The sequence below is a fragment of the Enterobacter cloacae complex sp. 372C4 genome (assembly GCF_050030615.1).
Taxonomy (GTDB): Bacteria; Pseudomonadota; Gammaproteobacteria; order Enterobacterales; family Enterobacteriaceae; genus Enterobacter; species Enterobacter intestinihominis.
The window spans coordinates 4600656-4617356 of the sequence record NZ_JBLGUQ010000001.1; the positions used below are offsets into that span (position 1 = coordinate 4600656).

The 16701-nt window shown below is 52.9% G+C and carries 17 protein-coding genes; 5 read left to right on the plus strand and 12 right to left on the minus strand.

Annotated features, from left to right (window positions below; translation table 11 throughout):
• Positions 1-91: 91 nt before the first annotated feature.
• Complete coding sequence (gene pdeR / locus ACQG11_RS22330) at positions 92-2080, plus strand: cyclic di-GMP phosphodiesterase (RefSeq protein WP_426728909.1); 1989 nt, start codon at positions 92-94, stop codon at positions 2078-2080.
• Here pdeR and ACQG11_RS22335 read toward each other — a convergent pair.
• Complete coding sequence (locus ACQG11_RS22335; RefSeq protein WP_199126582.1) at positions 2077-2946, minus strand: crotonase/enoyl-CoA hydratase family protein; 870 nt, start codon at positions 2944-2946, stop codon at positions 2077-2079. The genes pdeR and ACQG11_RS22335 overlap by 4 nt on opposite strands.
• A 190-nt stretch (positions 2947-3136) precedes the next feature.
• Here ACQG11_RS22335 and ACQG11_RS22340 point away from each other — a divergent pair, with 190 nt between their 5' ends.
• The 3 genes from ACQG11_RS22340 to osmB all read left to right on the plus strand — a co-directional run bounded on the left by ACQG11_RS22340 (position 3137) and on the right by osmB (position 4590).
• Entirely contained in the window at positions 3137-3319 is a 183-nt protein-coding gene (locus tag ACQG11_RS22340; RefSeq protein ID WP_426728844.1) for a hypothetical protein, read from the plus strand.
• Between the two features lie 37 nt (positions 3320-3356).
• On the plus strand, positions 3357-4109 hold the full coding sequence (locus tag ACQG11_RS22345) for a DNA-binding transcriptional regulator YciT (protein ID WP_426728845.1): 753 nt from the start codon (positions 3357-3359) through the stop codon (positions 4107-4109).
• Positions 4110-4371: 262 nt separating this feature from the next.
• Positions 4372-4590 (plus strand): osmotically-inducible lipoprotein OsmB, encoded by a 219-nt coding sequence (gene osmB / locus ACQG11_RS22350; protein ID WP_003856823.1) that lies wholly within the window; start codon positions 4372-4374, stop codon positions 4588-4590.
• A gap of 104 nt (positions 4591-4694) precedes the next feature.
• On the opposite strand, the gene yciH is transcribed toward osmB, so the two are convergent.
• From yciH to pgpB, 5 genes are all read right to left on the minus strand, one after another.
• Positions 4695-5021, minus strand: a complete 327-nt coding sequence (gene yciH / locus ACQG11_RS22355) for a stress response translation initiation inhibitor YciH (protein WP_046619721.1) — start codon at positions 5019-5021, stop codon at positions 4695-4697.
• Positions 5021-5758, minus strand: a complete 738-nt coding sequence (gene pyrF, locus ACQG11_RS22360; protein ID WP_023306389.1) for an orotidine-5'-phosphate decarboxylase — start codon at positions 5756-5758, stop codon at positions 5021-5023. Before pyrF ends, yciH begins: the two co-directional genes overlap by 1 nt.
• Positions 5759-5942: 184 nt before the next feature.
• The gene (lapB, locus tag ACQG11_RS22365; protein WP_003856819.1) at positions 5943-7112 is read right to left on the minus strand and encodes a lipopolysaccharide assembly protein LapB; all 1170 of its coding nucleotides are present in this window, start codon (positions 7110-7112) and stop codon (positions 5943-5945) included.
• 6 nt (positions 7113-7118) lie between these two features.
• Entirely contained in the window at positions 7119-7427 is a 309-nt protein-coding gene (locus tag ACQG11_RS22370; protein WP_006810839.1) for a LapA family protein, read from the minus strand.
• 148 nt (positions 7428-7575) lie between these two features.
• Entirely contained in the window at positions 7576-8343 is a 768-nt protein-coding gene (gene pgpB / locus ACQG11_RS22375) for a phosphatidylglycerophosphatase B (protein ID WP_032622464.1), read from the minus strand.
• Between the two features lie 197 nt (positions 8344-8540).
• Between pgpB and ribA the strand changes: the two genes are divergently transcribed.
• Positions 8541-9131: a GTP cyclohydrolase II gene (gene ribA, locus ACQG11_RS22380; RefSeq protein ID WP_013096372.1), complete on the plus strand. Its 591-nt coding sequence runs from the start codon at positions 8541-8543 to the stop codon at positions 9129-9131.
• A gap of 37 nt (positions 9132-9168) precedes the next feature.
• Here the strand turns inward: ribA and acnA are convergent, their stop codons facing one another.
• From acnA to topA, 6 genes are all read right to left on the minus strand, one after another.
• Positions 9169-11844 carry an aconitate hydratase AcnA gene (gene acnA / locus ACQG11_RS22385; protein WP_426728846.1) on the minus strand — a complete coding sequence of 892 codons (2676 nt, stop codon included), beginning with the start codon at positions 11842-11844 and terminating at the stop codon, positions 9169-9171.
• Positions 11845-12009: 165 nt separating this feature from the next.
• Complete coding sequence (gene ymiC, locus ACQG11_RS22390) at positions 12010-12108, minus strand: small membrane protein YmiC (RefSeq protein ID WP_032103392.1); 99 nt, start codon at positions 12106-12108, stop codon at positions 12010-12012.
• 137 nt (positions 12109-12245) lie between these two features.
• Positions 12246-12410: a hypothetical protein gene (locus ACQG11_RS22395; protein ID WP_162181317.1), complete on the minus strand. Its 165-nt coding sequence runs from the start codon at positions 12408-12410 to the stop codon at positions 12246-12248.
• A gap of 8 nt (positions 12411-12418) precedes the next feature.
• A complete protein-coding gene (locus ACQG11_RS22400) occupies positions 12419-12559 on the minus strand; it encodes a YmiA family putative membrane protein (protein WP_096168876.1) in 141 nt (46 codons plus the stop codon).
• A 336-nt stretch (positions 12560-12895) separates the two neighbouring features.
• Positions 12896-13870: an HTH-type transcriptional regulator CysB gene (gene cysB, locus ACQG11_RS22405; RefSeq protein ID WP_006810844.1), complete on the minus strand. Its 975-nt coding sequence runs from the start codon at positions 13868-13870 to the stop codon at positions 12896-12898.
• A gap of 186 nt (positions 13871-14056) precedes the next feature.
• Positions 14057-16654, minus strand: coding sequence for a type I DNA topoisomerase (gene topA / locus ACQG11_RS22410; RefSeq protein WP_022648322.1), 2598 nt, complete (start codon positions 16652-16654; stop codon positions 14057-14059).
• Positions 16655-16701: the final 47 nt, after the last annotated feature.

Genomic DNA, 16701 nt, shown 5'->3' on the forward strand with positions numbered 1-16701 from the left:
TCGCCAGAATTATCTACAGTAAAAAGAGCCGTCATAGTCGACTGCAAATGAATAATTTGTGCGCTACTCAGCAGCCGCGGGAGAAAACGGGATGGACGATCTGGAGCAGAATTTGCTGTTTCGTTACATGGGTACGCATAGCCCCTGGTGGCGACTAACAGCAGACAGCAATGCTCTGCATCTTGCTGCCAGTGAAAGCGCTGAAATCGTTCAGGTGGTTGCGCTGGACGATGAGCAGGCCGCTCTGATTCGCCAGCTCACCGTTATCACGTCCAGCATTGCCATGACCCTTCCCTTGTATGGTGTGGACGTTCCCGTCCATCTTGTCGGTCGTAAAATTAACAAAAATGAGTGGGCGGGAACGGCATCAGCATGGAACGACACGCCTTCCGTGGCGCGAGATCTGGCGCAGGGACTCTCCTTCGCCGAACAGGTGGTGTCCGAAGCTAACTCCGTAATTGTCATCCTCGACCAGAACGGGAATATTCAGCGCTTCAACCGTTTAAGTGAAGAATATACGGGCCTGAAGGAACAGGAAGTCATCGGGCAAAACGTGTTTAAACTGTTCATGAGCCGCAGCGAAGCCGCGGCCTCAAAACGCAACATCACCGGTTTTTTTCGTAACGGCAGCTCCTACGAAGTCGAACGCTGGATCAAGACCCGCAAGGGGCAACGCCTGTTTCTCTTCAGAAATAAATTCGTTCACAGCGGCAGCGGGAAAAATGAAATTTTCCTCATCTGTTCAGGTACCGACATCACGGAAGAGCGCCGGGCCCAGGAGCGCCTGCGCGTTCTCGCCAATACGGATACGATTACCGGTTTGCCTAACCGAAATGCCATCCATGAGCTGATCTCCGACGCCATCACCTCCCGGGGTGAAACGCAGGTGGGCGTGGTTTATCTCGATCTGGATAACTTTAAAAAAGTGAACGATGCCTATGGGCATATGTTTGGCGACCAGCTGCTACAGGCCGTTGCGCTGGCGATCCTGAGTTGCCTGGACGACGGACAAACCCTGGCGCGCCTGGGTGGGGATGAGTTTATCGTGATGGCCACCGATACCTCGCAGGGCGCGCTGGAAGCTATGGCGTCGCGCATTCTGACCCGACTGCGGCAGCCTTTCCGCATCGGGCTGATTGAGGTTTACACCGGCTGCTCGCTTGGTATCGCGCTTGCGCCCCAGCACGGTAACGATCGGGAAAGCGTCATTCGCAATGCCGACACCGCCATGTACACCGCCAAGGAAAATGGCCGGGGTAAATTCTGCGTCTTCTCGCCAGAGATGAACCAGCGCGTATTTGAATATCTGTGGCTGGATACCAACCTGCGTAAAGCGCTGGATAACGATCAGCTGTTAATTCACTACCAGCCAAAAATGACCTGGCGCGGCGAAGTCAGAAGTCTGGAGGCGCTGGTGCGCTGGCAGTCACCAGAGCGTGGCCTGATCCCGCCGATGGAATTTATCTCCTATGCGGAAGAGTCAGGGCTGATAGTGCCCCTTGGCCGCTGGGTTATGCTCGATGTGGTGCGCCAGGTGGCAAAATGGCGCGACAAAGGGATCAACCTGCGCGTTGCGGTCAACGTCTCCGCCCGTCAGCTGGCGGACCAGACCATCTTCAGTGACCTGAAGCAGGCGCTGAAAGACCTGAATTTTGAATACTGCCCGATTGACGTGGAATTGACCGAAAGCTGTCTCATCGAAAATGAAGAGCTGGCCCTGTCAGTGATCCAGCAATTTAGCCACCTGGGGGCGCAAATTCACCTTGATGACTTTGGTACGGGGTACTCTTCCCTGTCGCAGCTGGCGCGCTTCCCTATCGACGCCATCAAGCTTGACCAGTCCTTCGTCCGGGATATCCATAAGCAGTCCATTTCACAGTCGCTCGTGCGCGCGATAGTCGCCGTGGCACAGGCGTTGAATCTGCAGGTCATTGCTGAAGGGGTAGAGAGTGCAAAAGAAGACGCCTTTCTGACGAAGAATGGCGTCAACGAACGGCAGGGTTTTCTTTTTGCTAAGCCCATGCCCGCAGCCGCATTCGAGCGATGGCTAAAGCGCTATCAGGCCAGGAATGTCCGTTAGCTGGCTTTGCGTAAGCCCGTCGCCTGATGGCGATTTTGCAGCATAATCAGCCGCTCCATGTAGGCGATATCCTTCGGTTCAAGGCAGAAGGCGGCATCCACCCAATCCTCTGTAATGTCCATCAACTCGCTTCGCGGAAGTGGCAGAACACGCGTACGCGCGCGCAGCATGGCCCTTACGCCGTTCAGCTTCGGCTGTAGCGTGTCGATAAACGTCCGTACCGAAACATAGCTCTGTAACGGCTCGAATAAGAGATCCACAAGACCGTGCTGTTCATACCATTCCGCCGTATGCGACTCACCTTTATAAATCAGCGCCTCTGCCATTTTCATGCCGGCACGACGCGCCACCAGTGAATAACCGCCCATGCCCGGGAACAGATTGAACGCGATTTCCGGAAAGCCTAATCGGGCATCGCGCTGGGCCAGAATGAAATGATGCGCGAGCGCGGCTTCAAACCCGCCCCCTAACGCGCTTCCTTCCACCATCGCCAGCGTGACAGCACCGGTATCGAACCCTCGTGAGGCGGCATGAACGCAGTCCACACAGGCCCGGGCATAGGCGCGTAACGCTTCGCGTCGGTTGTTTTTGATGCACTCAACGAAGAATTGTAAATCACCGCCGGTATTGTAGATGTCAGGGACCAGCGATCCGGTGACCCAAAAATCAACGACATATCCGGACTGGCGAACCAGCCAGGAGAGATTCATGATCTCCTCGATCAGCGCATGATTGAAGCAAGGCCGTGGCGTGGCACGTAACATCATCCACACCGTGCGCCGTTCGGCCTCATAATAAGCCGCCAGTTGAGTGAATCGTTCAGCATCAGTAAACAATGTGCAGGTTGTCTGGTTGATAACTGTCATAGTCGAATTCCTCTTATAAAAAAGCGCGTTGCGCGCAGTTTTAGACTAATCCACCCCTACAACCCGCAGCATACGGGGGTTAATTTGTCACTTTCATTTATGAACTTTGGTTATTGCATTTTTTACCTTCTCTTTTGAATCAATTTTCTGCATCATTGATAATATTAACTTTTCGCTTCAGGGTGAGCTTATGTCTAACATTGATGCAACAGCCGTGGCACAGCGTATTGATACTGTGCTGGATATTCTTGTCGCGGGCGATTATCACTCTGCTATCCGTAATCTTGAGATCCTCAAGTCTGAACTGCTGGCTGAGAACGGCACTGATAACGCATCAGAATCCGCTCAACCAAAAGCCCCGTGGGAAGTGTAACCACGTCGTTTTCGCCCTTGCCTTTTAAATGGATGCTATGAATTCCCGACAACAAATCATTTTGCAGATGGTGATCGATCAGGGACGCGTAAGCGTAGTCGATCTCGCTAAAGCTACCGGCGTTTCTGAAGTCACCATTCGTCAGGATCTGAATCTTCTGGAAAAACAGAGCTACCTGCGGCGTGCGCACGGATATGCCGTTCCACTGGACAGCGACGACGTTGAAACCCGCATGATGAACAATTTTGCGCTCAAGCGGGAACTGGCGGAGTTTGCTGCATCCTTAGTGATTAACGGTGAGACCGTCTTTATTGAAAATGGCAGCAGTAACGCCCTTCTGGCGCGCACGCTTGCCGATCAAAAAGACGTTACCATCATTACCGTAAGCAGCTATATCGCCCATCTGTTGAAGGAAACTCGCTGCGAGGTCATTCTGCTGGGCGGCATTTACCAGAAGAAAAGCGAAAGCATGGTGGGGCCATTAACGCGTCAATATGTTCAGCAGGTTCACTTCAGTAAGGCATTCATTGGCATTGACGGCTGGCAGCCCGACACCGGCTTTACCGGTCGCGACATGATGCGTTCAGACGTGGTGAACGCCGTACTCGCCAAAGAGTGTGAAGCGATTGTGCTGACCGATAGCTCTAAGTTTGGCGCCGTACACCCTTATACGATGGGTCCGGCTTCGCGCTTCAGCCGTGTGATCACGGATGAGCGTTTACGCGATGAATATCGCCAGCAATTAGAACAAGACGGCCTGACTGTCGATATTGTGAAAAAAACGGCCTGATTATCCTGCTGCGCCCGAATAATGGGCGCACTTAAACCTTTCTCTGAGAGTATTCCGACCCTTCCTTTAAGAGTTTTTACCTGTTGAAACTGTTCTAAACACGTAAAATTAATATTAGCGATATAACAGGAAGTGACTATCACCTGCGTGATGATGTAACGCCTGCGCGACCAGCTTTCACGGGAACAGAATTTAAGTATGGATATTGTCTATACTTAAAGTGCATTCCTTTCCGTGAATCGATAATTCAGGAGAAAGTATTATGACCTTTACCAGCAAAAAATTAGCCGCCGCTGTTCTGGCAATCACTGTAGCAATGTCTCTGAGCGCTTGCTCTAACTGGTCTAAACGTGACCGTAACACCGCGATTGGTGCCGGTGCTGGTGCGCTTGGTGGTGCAGTATTAACGGATGGTAGTACGCTGGGTACATTAGGTGGTGCTGCCGTAGGTGGTATTATCGGTCACCAGGTGGGCAAATAATCACCATAACGGCTCTCACCGGTATAATAATATATTTTGTATTTTCAGGTCTGACTTACGCACGTAAAAAAAAGAGCCACGGCAATGTCCGTGGCTCATTTATTTTAACCGCCCGCCAGTTTGACTTTCATACCTTTGGCTTCCAGGAGCGTTTTAATTAAATCCCGCTTATCGCCCTGAATCTCAATTATGCCGTCTTTTACTGCCCCACCGCATCCGCACTTCTTTTTAAGCTCAGCGGCGAGCTTTACCAGCTCTGCATCATCCAGATCAATGCCGGTGATAAGGCAAACGCCTTTCCCTTTTCTGCCACTGGTCTGGCGCTGAATACGCACGATTCCATCGCCTTTCGGACGTTCAGCTTTCTCTTTTGGCTCTTCAATGCGCCCGGTATCTGTTGAATAGACCAGACGAGTGTTGGCATCACGCATTATGCCCCCTTTTTCAGTGATGCATTAATCGCTTTCAGAGTCTCTGCCGGATAAGCGGATTTCGTCACCGGGCGACCAATTACCATATAGTCTACCCCCGCGCTCAGCGCCTGCTCTGGCGTCATGATGCGTCGCTGATCCCCTGACTCGCTGCCTGCCGGACGGATACCTGGCGTCACCAGTTTAAATTCGCGGCCTAACTCAGATTTGAAGCGAACCGCCTCCTGAGCTGAACAGACCACGCCATCAAGCCCACATTGTTGCGTGAGGCGCGCCAGACGCTCCGCATGTTCGGCAGGTGACAACGTCACACCCAGGTCACGAAGGTCAGATTCATCCATACTGGTCAGCACGGTGACGGCGATAAGAAGCGGAGCGTCATTGCCAAACGGCACCAGCGCTTCGCGCGCAGCCGTCATCATACGTGCCCCACCGGAGGCATGAACGTTAACCATCCACACACCTAGTTCAGCCGCCGCAGCAACGGCGTGGGCAGTGGTATTCGGAATATCATGGAATTTCAGGTCGAGGAAAACGTCGAAACCACGCTGGTGCAGATCGCGGACGATTTGCGGACCGAACAGCGTAAACATCTCTTTGCCTACTTTAAGACGGCAATCCCGGGGATCAATACCATCAACAAAGGCCAGTGCGGCGTCACGGTTATTGTAATCCAGAGCAACAACTACAGGAGAATCGGTAACTACGCGGGAAGTGGAGGAAGTAACAGACGTCATGACCAGCCCTTTTCGTCTATGGGCGCGCAGCGGCGCGGAACAGATAAACGGCGTGCATTCTACCTGCCCTCGGGGTAAATGAACAGAATCGAATGCTTTTCCTGCTGAACCACAGACCGCACGGTGCTGAAAGAAATAATGTACTCTTTAGTATGTTGTAACTAAAATGGAGTGTTTTAAAAAATCACTGCCCGTCCAGACCACGAATTGGCTTGATGGTGGACCAGGCCCGGCAGGAAGGGCAATGCCAGTAGAGCGAATAGGCGGTGAAGCCGCATTTCTGGCAGCGATAGCGCGGCTTGCTCCGCACCTGTTCACCGACCATGTCTCGCAGCACCATCAGGCTCTCTTTAGCGCGCCCTTCTTCTGCATCGTTAAGATGATAATCCATCAGCTTGTGGAAGACGCGCATCGTCGGATGGCGCTGCAACTGACGGGTAATGTATACCTGGGCGGTATCACTCCCTTCGTGCTCTTCGACGACATCCGACAGCATCAGCTCGGCTGTGGCACCGGTGTTTTCTTCAACACAGCGGCGCAGGAATGCAACCCACTCGTCCTGCTTACCTAACTGCTGATAGCAGGTTTGCAGCATTTCCAGCGTTTCGCTGACCAGCTCTTTGTCCTGATCGATAACGCGAAGCAGGCTTTCCACGGCTTTGGCGTAATCACCATTAGCCATAAAGACCCGCCCCATCATTATCGAGATGCGGGCGCTGTTGCGATCGGCCGCGGCGCCTTTTTTTAGCAATGCCATGGCCTTATCCATGTCATCGCTACCCATTTGCTGAAGGGCAAGCTCGCAGTAAAAATGGGCAATTTCGACGCGCTGTTTATCTTTGCCGAGTTTGACCAGCCGTTCGGCGGTATCAATCGCTTTTTGCCAGTCGCTGGTTGCCTGGTAGATTTGCAGAAGTTGCTGAAGCGCACCGATACGGAAATCGGTCTCATCCACCAGCTGAGAGAACATATCTTCTGCGCGATCGTACAGGCCCGCCGCCATGTAATCTCTGCCCAACTGCTGCACGGCCAGCAACCGTTGCTCATAGGTCAACGATGCGCTTTCCATCAGGGTCTGGTGGATACGGATGGCACGGTCAACCTCTCCGCGCGAGCGGAACAGGTTTCCCAGGGTGAGATGCGCCTCTACGGTGCCGGTATCCTCTTTGAGCATGTCGAGGAACAGATCGACCGCTTTATCCTGCTGATTGCTCAGCAGGAAGTTCACCCCCGCAACGTAGTCACGGGAGAGTCGGTTTGCTTCATCCTGTTTTGTTTGTTGCGCGCTTCTGCGGCCCATATACCAGCCATAGGCTGCGGCGACAGGCAAAAGCAGAAACAACAACTCCAGCATATTCGATTATTCCTTGACTACCGGCACACCAGAGCTCGCCGGAATGTCAGTCGCAGGCGTAAGTTGATGTTCAAGTCGTTTAATTTTACGTTCAGCGCGAACAAGGGAAACACGAACCTTAAGCCAGAACAGGCCACATACAAGCCAGCCGATGACAAAACCCGCTGCGAATAACACAGCCAGCAGGCTCGACACCCGGTACTCGCCCTGCGCCAGCAGATAGTTGAAACTTACCTGTTGATCGTTTTGCGCGCCCAATGTGACTGAAATGACAAAAATCGCCAACACCAGTAAGAAAATGAGTAAATATTTCACATGACTTCCCGTTATGTGGTTCGAGCGTATAAAGCGTGTTCAACTCACTGCAATCAGCCTTATAAGCTACCATTTTAGTGGCGGGCGCGAAACGGAAAAAGTAATGCGCCCTTCATGGATTTATGGTCAAAATGCGGAATATCAAGCTTCAGGTTCCGCCTGACTCCCTTTCGGCTATTTCTTCCTTCTCTTCCTGCGGTGGCGTCAGAGGCCCACAGAAACGTTGTGCAAGCCAGGTCGCCAGCGTCACCAGTACCCACGAAATCAGCGTAGCCACCACCAAATCACGCGGCCAGTGCATACCCAGCAGCATCCGGCTGCCCATTACGCCTGTCGCCCAGACCAGCAAAATCGCAATCGTGAGGGTACGTCGACGTGGCCAAAGCAGCCCCACGCCGAGTAGCGCCCAGCTGGCAGCAAACATCGTATGTCCGGAAGGAAACGCAAAGCCGGTCTCTTTTTGCCAGTGTTTGCGTAAAAATGTCGGGATATCCTGCTGTTCCGCAAGCTGTTCTTTCACCAACGCCCCGCGATCCTTACGCTTTAAAGTGTAGAACTCATCTACCGGAATATGGTGCGTTTTTTCCAGCCAGATAACAAAGGGACGGGGTTCCTGCACGCGATCTTTCACCCACGACTTCACCCCCTGCCCGACAAGAATGGCACCTCCGAGAATGGCAAATAATACCAGCGCCGCGCGAAGACGAAAGCGCAGGCACCACAGGAACCAGGCACAGAGCAGCACGTGCGTAATAATCCCCCAGGGCTGGGTGACCGTCTCAGTTATCCAGTATAAGGCTTTCAGCCACGTCTCGTTTTGTCCGGGCTTCCACATCCAGCCGGAGAACCAAACGATCAGGGGTATAACAAGCAATACGGCGGCGCCTGCGGCCGTGCGTCTGGCAATTGAAAGCATGTCCTCTCCTTTTTCACTAAGCACCACAATCATAACTGAATTTCCACCTTCTGGTGGATATGTCGGATCGTGCGTTTAACGTCCGTATAGCGTGGTGGTGATTAGGTGAAGTAGCCGGGCTTGTGGCAAAATAGTCCAATACAGAAAGCAAAATGGGGCAAAGGCACGAAACGTGTCAGCCTGGTATGGAGAATCACATGCAGCTTAAACGTGTGGCAGAAGCCAAACTGCCAACCCCATGGGGCGATTTCCTGATGGTGGGTTTTGAAGAACTGGCAACCGGACAAGATCACGTCGCCCTGGTATACGGTGACATTTCGGGGCAGACGCCGGTACTGTCCCGCGTTCATTCTGAGTGTCTGACCGGTGACGCGCTCTTCAGCCTGCGCTGTGACTGCGGTTTCCAGCTCGAAGCCGCTCTTTCTCATATCGCAGAGGAAGGACGTGGCGTGCTGCTGTATCACCGCCAGGAAGGACGCAATATCGGTCTGCTGAATAAAATCCGTGCCTACGCGTTGCAGGATCAGGGCTATGATACCGTCGAAGCAAACCATCAGCTCGGCTTTGCTGCTGACGAGCGCGATTTCACCCTCTGCGCGGATATGTTCAAGCTGCTGGGCGTGGACGAAGTGCGTCTGTTGACCAATAACCCGAAAAAAGTGGAGATCCTCACTGAAGCGGGCATCAATATCGTTGAACGCGTGCCGCTGATTGTTGGCCGCAATCCGAAAAACGCGCACTACCTCGATACCAAAGCTGCAAAGATGGGGCACCTGCTGAGCGAGTAAACGCAAAACGCCCGGCACTTCTACCGGGCGAGTTTTATCAGTCCAGCATCTTTCGAATCACATAATGTAAAATGCCGTCGTTCTGGTAATAGGTTAGCTCTGTTGCCGTATCAATACGACACCGACAATCCAGCACTTCTGTTGTACCATCTGCCCGCGTTAACTTCACCGGAACGGTTTTACCCGGTTGCAGATTTTGCAGACCGCTGATATCAATCTGCTCTTCCCCGGTCAGACCCAGCGTTTTACGCGTTATGCCCTGCGGGAACTCCAGCGGCAGGATCCCCATCCCGATCAGGTTTGAGCGGTGGATACGTTCAAAGGATTCGGCAATCACCACGCGAACCCCGAGCAGACGTGGACCTTTAGCCGCCCAGTCGCGACTGGAACCAGAGCCGTACTCTTTACCGGCAATAACGGCCAGCGGCGTACCCTCCTGCTGATACTTCATGGCTGCGTCATAAATTGAAATGACCTCTGTATCTGGCAGGTGGCGCGTCATGCCCCCTTCCACGCCCGGGACCATTTCATTACGAATGCGGATGTTGGCAAATGTCCCGCGCATCATCACTTCGTGGTTACCGCGGCGCGAACCGTAGGAGTTAAAATCGCGACGTTCCACGCCACGGCTTTGCAGATACCGACCTGCCGGACTGTCCGCTTTGATGCTCCCCGCTGGTGAGATATGGTCAGTGGTGACGGAATCGCCCAGCATCGCCAGAATGCGCGCGCCGTGAATGTCTTTCAGCGGTGCAGGCTCCGCCAGCATCTCATCGAAGAAGGGCGACAGACGAATATAGGTGGAATCATCCTGCCAGGCATAGGTATCGGAACCCACCACGTCGATCGCTTTCCATTCCGCTGTACCTTCGAACACTTCCGCATACTCTTTGCGGAACATCTCGGTGGAAACTTTCTCTACCGCGCGCGCAATTTCACGCGATGATGGCCAGATGTCTTTCAGATAGACAGGTTCATTTTTGCGATCGTGACCAATCGGATCGGTCGCCAGGTTAATGTTCATGTTTCCGGCCAGAGCATAGGCTACAACCAGCGGCGGCGAGGCCAGCCAGTTGGTTTTCACCAGCGGATGAATACGCCCCTCAAAGTTTCGGTTACCGGAAAGTACCGCGCCAACGGTCAAATCACCCTGCTTGATCGCCACTTCAATAGGCTCAGGCAGTGGACCAGAGTTACCGATGCAGGTCGTACAGCCGTAACCCACCAGATTAAAGCCCAACTCGTCGAGGTACGGCGTGAGTCTGGCCTGCGCCAGGTAATCGGAAACCACTTTCGAACCAGGCGCCAGGGACGCCTTAACCCACGGCTGTGGCTTGAGCCCCAGTTCTACCGCTTTTTTCGCCAGCAGCCCGGCTGCCATCAGCACACTCGGGTTGGACGTGTTGGTACAGGAGGTGATAGCGGCGATCACCACGGCGCCGTCAGGGAGCTGATACTGATGCCCGTTCAGAACATAGTCCACAGGACGGTGATCTTTTTGCGCGGCGTTAACCTCCAGCTCATTGCTGGCGGCAAAGGCTTTCGGAACGTTGCTCAGGGCAACGCGGTCCTGCGGTCGTTTCGGCCCTGCGAGGCTTGCCTCAACGGTGCCCATATCCAGTTCCAGCGTGCTGGTAAATACCGGCTCGTCACCCGGGTTACGCCACATGCCCTGCGCTTTGGTGTAGGCCTCTACGAGCGCCACCTGCTCCTCGCTGCGACCACTGAGGCGCATATACTCAAGCGTAACGCTATCAATCGGGAAAAAGCCGCAGGTCGCACCATATTCCGGCGCCATGTTGGCGATGGTGGCCCGGTCCGCCAGCGGCAGTGAATCCAGACCATCACCATAAAATTCAACGAATTTACCCACCACGCCATGCTTACGCAGCATCTGGGTGACCGTCAGAACCAGATCCGTGGCGGTAATGCCTTCGGACAATTTACCGGTCAGCTTAAAGCCCACCACATCGGGAATGAGCATCGATACCGGCTGGCCGAGCATGGCCGCTTCCGCTTCAATACCACCGACGCCCCAGCCCAGAACGCCAAGGCCGTTAATCATGGTCGTGTGTGAATCGGTGCCCACCAGCGTATCCGGGTAAGCCACCCACTCTTTATCCTGCAATTCACTCCAGACGGCTTTGCCGAGATATTCCAGGTTGACCTGGTGACAAATGCCGGTGCCTGGTGGAACAACGCTGAAGCGGCTGAACGCCTGCTGACCCCATTTGAGGAAGACATAGCGTTCATGGTTACGTTCCATCTCCAGACGGACGTTTTCACCGAAAGCATCGTCGTCACCAAAGTGATCGACGGTGACGGAGTGGTCGATGACGAGGTCTACCGGTGAGAGCGGGTTCACCTTAGCCGTATCGCCCCCGAGACGCTTAACAGCTTCACGCATGGCGGCCAAGTCCACAACCGCCGGCACGCCGGTGAAATCCTGCATCAATACCCTGGCCGGGCGGTAGGCAATTTCTTTGTCTGCATGAGCATTTTTCAGCCACCCTGCCAGAGCCTGGATATCCTCCTCGGTAACCGAGTCGCCATCTTGCCAGCGCAAGAGGTTTTCCAGTAGTACTTTCAACGACTTGGGTAACCGCGAAATGTCCCCAAGCGTCCTGGCAGCCAGCGGTAAGCTGTAGTAGCGCCAGGTTTTATTTTCCGCCTGTAATGTGTCCTTACTGGCTTCGCGTAGGGTTAACGACATAAGCTCCTCCTTAAAAACAGGGATGTCCTGACAATCATCAGGGCTGTAATTAAAGATAACACAAAGATGTCGTAACGTTTTGATAACAACCCAAATTGATAAATTTAGGAATGGTCCAACGCGAGGGATTAAACAAAAAACCCCGCCGTGGCGAGGTTTTACGATTTAGTGTAAGGCCAGCCAGAGGAGCTGACACCAGAAGAGGATCGACGCTGAGAATACGCCGAGCCATGACCAGTATTTTACGGTTGTCATGTTATTCATCATAGGGACACCAGACTTTAATTATTTAAGGATGCGAGGTCTGCCCTCGTTCTATATTGCTGATGTGTATTTATTAAGGAGTACAAAAGTGCACAGTCTTTATTCAGACTATTTGCATCATTACGCAAAAATCAAAATTATTGTTTTTTGGGTTCGTCTTCTGCGAACACATCAATAAAGGCCTGCTGCTGTGGCGTCAGTTGCCAGGAGGCTGGCACGCTGGTTGCTGGCGCCTTACGCGCTTTGTGAGCATTGTCACGAAGCTGACACATCTCTTTTCTCGCGTCAGTACGCACCGTCATGACCATATTCAACCCCAATACTTCCAGACGAGAAGAGCAACAACCACCCAGAACAGGGCAGAGCCGAGAAAGACCGCCAGCCAGGCTTTACGCTTAAGCGCGGGATCCCTTTGCGGTTCTTCACTTCCTGACGGCATTGCTAACCTCATACAATCGATATCGCTTATCATTTAGAGACCAAACAATTGGCACAAGTAATCATCTGATGAGATAAATCCTAAAGAAACTTTAGCCGAAAAGCCAGTGAATTTACGAATCTGAGCCTGGGAAAATTCAATCTTTTGACCAGAAATAAATAATTGAAAAGAATAATTTGCACACCTGTAAATTAGTTTCTACTTTTGTCGCAAATTTGCGACAGTAAAACCCTATTCATCAAATGGGTTATGACGATATATGACAGTAGGCGCAGATGAGGTTAATTCTAATTTAGATTTAAAGGGGGAAACCGGTATCTTTCCAGAAGAGAAAGATACCGGGTGTAATTATTTGGCAGGAAGTTTGATGTCTTTAAACATCTCTTCGATGTCTTCATTGGAGCGTAACGCCACGGCCGTGTCGACCACGTCACGCGTTAAATGCGGTGCGAAGCGCTGAATAAAATCATACATATAGCTGCGAAGGAACGTGCTGCGACGAAAACCTATCTTGGTGGTGCTGTGGCTGAAGATATCATGCGCGTCCAGACGCACCAGATCCGGGTCTGATACAGGATCCACCGCCATGCTGGCAATAACGCCTACGCCCAGACCCAGACGCACGTACGTTTTAATGACGTCCGCATCCGTTGCAGTGAAGACGATCCGTGGCGTTAATCCGGCGCGGTTAAAGGCGGTGTCTAGCTCAGAACGGCCCGTAAATCCGAACGTATAGGTAACCAGCGGGTATTGCGCCAGCTCTTCGATTGTCACTTCGCCCTTCCCCGCCAGCGGATGATCGGGGGTCACGACAATAGAGCGGTTCCAGTGGTAGCACGGGAGCATGACCAGATCATCGTACAGATGAAGAGCTTCCGTCGCGATGGCAAAATCGGCATTGCCTTTAGACACGGCCTCTGCGATTTGCGTCGGTGAGCCCTGATGCATATGCAGGGAAACGCGGGGATAGCGTTCGATGAAACCTTTGATCACCCCGGGAAGCGCATAACGCGCCTGTGTGTGCGTGGTGGCAATATAAAGGGAGCCTTTATCCGGCCAGGTATGTTCCCCGGCGACGGATTTAATGGCATCGACTTTGGAAAGCACTTCTCGTGCGATGCGAATGATTTCCTGCCCTGCCGGCGTGACCTGAGTCAGGTGCTTACCGCTGCGGGCAAATATCTGAATACCTAATTCATCCTCCAGCATACGCACCTGCTTACTGATGCCAGGCTGCGAGGTATAAAGACCTTCTGCGGTGGAAGAGACATTGAGGTTATGATTGACGACCTCAACGATATAGCGAAGCTGCTGTAATTTCATGCCAGACCATCCGATTTAGCGCATGCGTCAATCGCTTAATACGATTTGATAATAAGAAACGGGTTAACTATAACCACTATATCATTTATAGCCAGGCTGTATAGTACGGAACAAAAAATAATAACAACGTAATAAAAAAGGGCCGGAAGTCCGGCCCTTTCAAAGGTAAGTTACGGTAAGTGAAGATTATTTTTTACCTTCAACCCATTTCCCGTCGACAAAGAAGGCTGACCAACCGGTCGCTTTACCCTCTTTCTCTGCCGCCACGTACTGCTGCTTCGTTTTACGGCTAAAGCGCACCACGGTTTTGTTGCCTTCCGGATCCTGCTGTGGCGCATCGGCCAGGTAACGCAGTTTCTCCGGCAGACGGTCGCGGAAGCGGTACAGCTCTTCTACCAGCGGCGCACGGGTTTCGCGCGATTTCGGGAAGGTGTTGGCCGCCAGGAATACCCCGGCAGCGCCGTCACGCAGCACGAAATACGCATCTGACTTCTCGCACGGCAGCTCAGGAAGCGGAACCGGATCTTCCTTCGGCGGCGCAACTTCACCGTTACGCAGGATCTTACGCGTGTTTTTACAGTCGTCGTTGGTACATGCCATGTACTTACCGAAGCGTCCCATTTTCAGGTGCATTTCGGAACCACATTTCTCACACTCAACGATCGGACCGTCATAGCCCTTAATGCGGAACTCACCTTCTTCGATCTCATAACCGTCGCAGGTTGGGTTATTACCGCAAACGTGCAGTTTACGTTTTGGATCGATCAGGTAGCTGTCCATCGCCGTGCCGCATTTCTTACAGCGGCGCTTGGCGCGCAGTGCGTTGGTCTCCGCATCGTCACCTTCCAGCACGTTGAGAACTTCGTTCTCCGGCACGAGGTTGATAGTGGTTTTGCAACGCTCTTTCGGCGACAGCGCATAACCAGAACAGCCGAGGAACACGCCCGTGGTTGCGGTGCGGATCCCCATTTTACGGCCACAGGTTGGGCAGTCGATGCTGGTCAGTACCATCTGGTTAGGCAGCATGCCGCCTTCTTCAGGATCTTTCTCAGCTTTCTCAAGCTGGTTGGTAAAATCGCTGAAGAAGCTGTCGAGAACTTTCTTCCACTCGGCCTTATGGCTGGCAACCTCATCGAGACTGTCCTCCATCTGCGCGGTGAAGTCATAGTTCATCAACTCACGGAAGTTAGCTTCCAGACGGTCGGTAACAATCTCACCCATTTTTTCAGCATAGAAACGACGGTTCTCAACGCGAACGTATCCACGATCCTGAATGGTCGAAATGATTGACGCATAGGTAGACGGGCGACCGATGCCGCGTTTTTCCAGCTCTTTTACCAGCGACGCTTCGCTGAAACGCGCAGGCGGCTTGGTGAAGTGCTGAGCCGGTACCAGATCAACCAGCGACAGCTCGTCGCCTTTGTTGACGGAAGGCAGCGTTCTGTCTTCATCACCTTTACGCAGCGCAGGCATCACTTTTGTCCAGCCGTCGAAACGCAGAATGCGGCCGCGCGCTTTCAGGCGGAAATCACCCGCGCCAACGGTCAGCGTAGTGGAGTCGTATTTCGCTGGCGTCATCTGGCAGGCCACGAACTGGCGCCAGATCAGCTGATACAGCTTCTGGGCGTCCGCTTCCATATCTTTAAGAGATTCCGCCAGAACGGAAACGTCAGAAGGACGGATCGCTTCGTGCGCTTCCTGAGAATTCTCTTTGCTGGCGTACTGATTAGGACTGTCCGGCAGGTATTTCTTACCGAAGTTGTCCTCGATATAGCCACGCACCATGCTGACTGCGTCCTGGCTCAGGTTGGTGGAGTCAGTACGCATGTAGGTGATGTAACCCGCTTCATACAAACGCTGGGCCATCATCATGGTTTTCTTCACGCCGTAACCCAGACGCGTACTTGCCGCCTGCTGAAGCGTTGACGTGATAAACGGTGCGCCAGGCTTGCTGCTGGTCGGTTTGTCTTCACGATCCAGCACCTGATAACGCGCTTTTTCCAGCAGCGCTACGGCGGCCATGGTCTGATCGCGATTTTCAGGACGGAACGGTTTGTCGTTGTGGTGGCTCACCTGCAACGGCAGCGCATCGCCGCCCGGCGTGGTGACATTCGCATCCACTTCCCAGAACTCTTCCGGAACAAACGCTTTGATCTCGCGTTCACGTTCGACAACAAGACGAACAGCCACAGACTGCACACGCCCCGCAGACAGGCCGCGAGCGACCTTTTTCCACAGCAACGGCGAAACCATGTAGCCTACAACGCGGTCCATAAAGCGACGCGCCTGCTGAGCGTTAACACGGTCGATATTCAGTTCACCCGGCTTTTCAAACGCCTGACGAATCGCATTCTTTGTAATTTCGTTAAACACTACACGGCTGTAGCGTTTGTCATCACCCCCAATCACTTCCCGCAGGTGCCATGCGATGGCCTCCCCTTCGCGGTCAAGGTCGGTTGCGAGATAAATGTGGTCTGCTTTTTCAGCAAGCTGTTTCAGCTCGTTTACGACTTTTTCTTTGCCTGGCAGCACTTCGTATTGTGCATCCCAGTTGTGCCATGGGTTAACACCCATGCGGTTGACAAGCGCGCTACGTTCATCCTTTTTAGGCTTTTTAGCCCCTTTGGTGGAGGTAGAGTCTGCGCTCTTTTTGCTGGCTGAGCCACTTGTCGGCAAATCGCGAATGTGACCAACGCTGGACTTAACCACGTAGTCATTGCCCAGATATTTATTGATCGTTTTGGCTTTTGCCGGGGACTCAACGATGACGAGAGCTTTACCCATATTCACCTTTACCTAATTTAATTCTTCCAGGAATACGCCGCACGTTG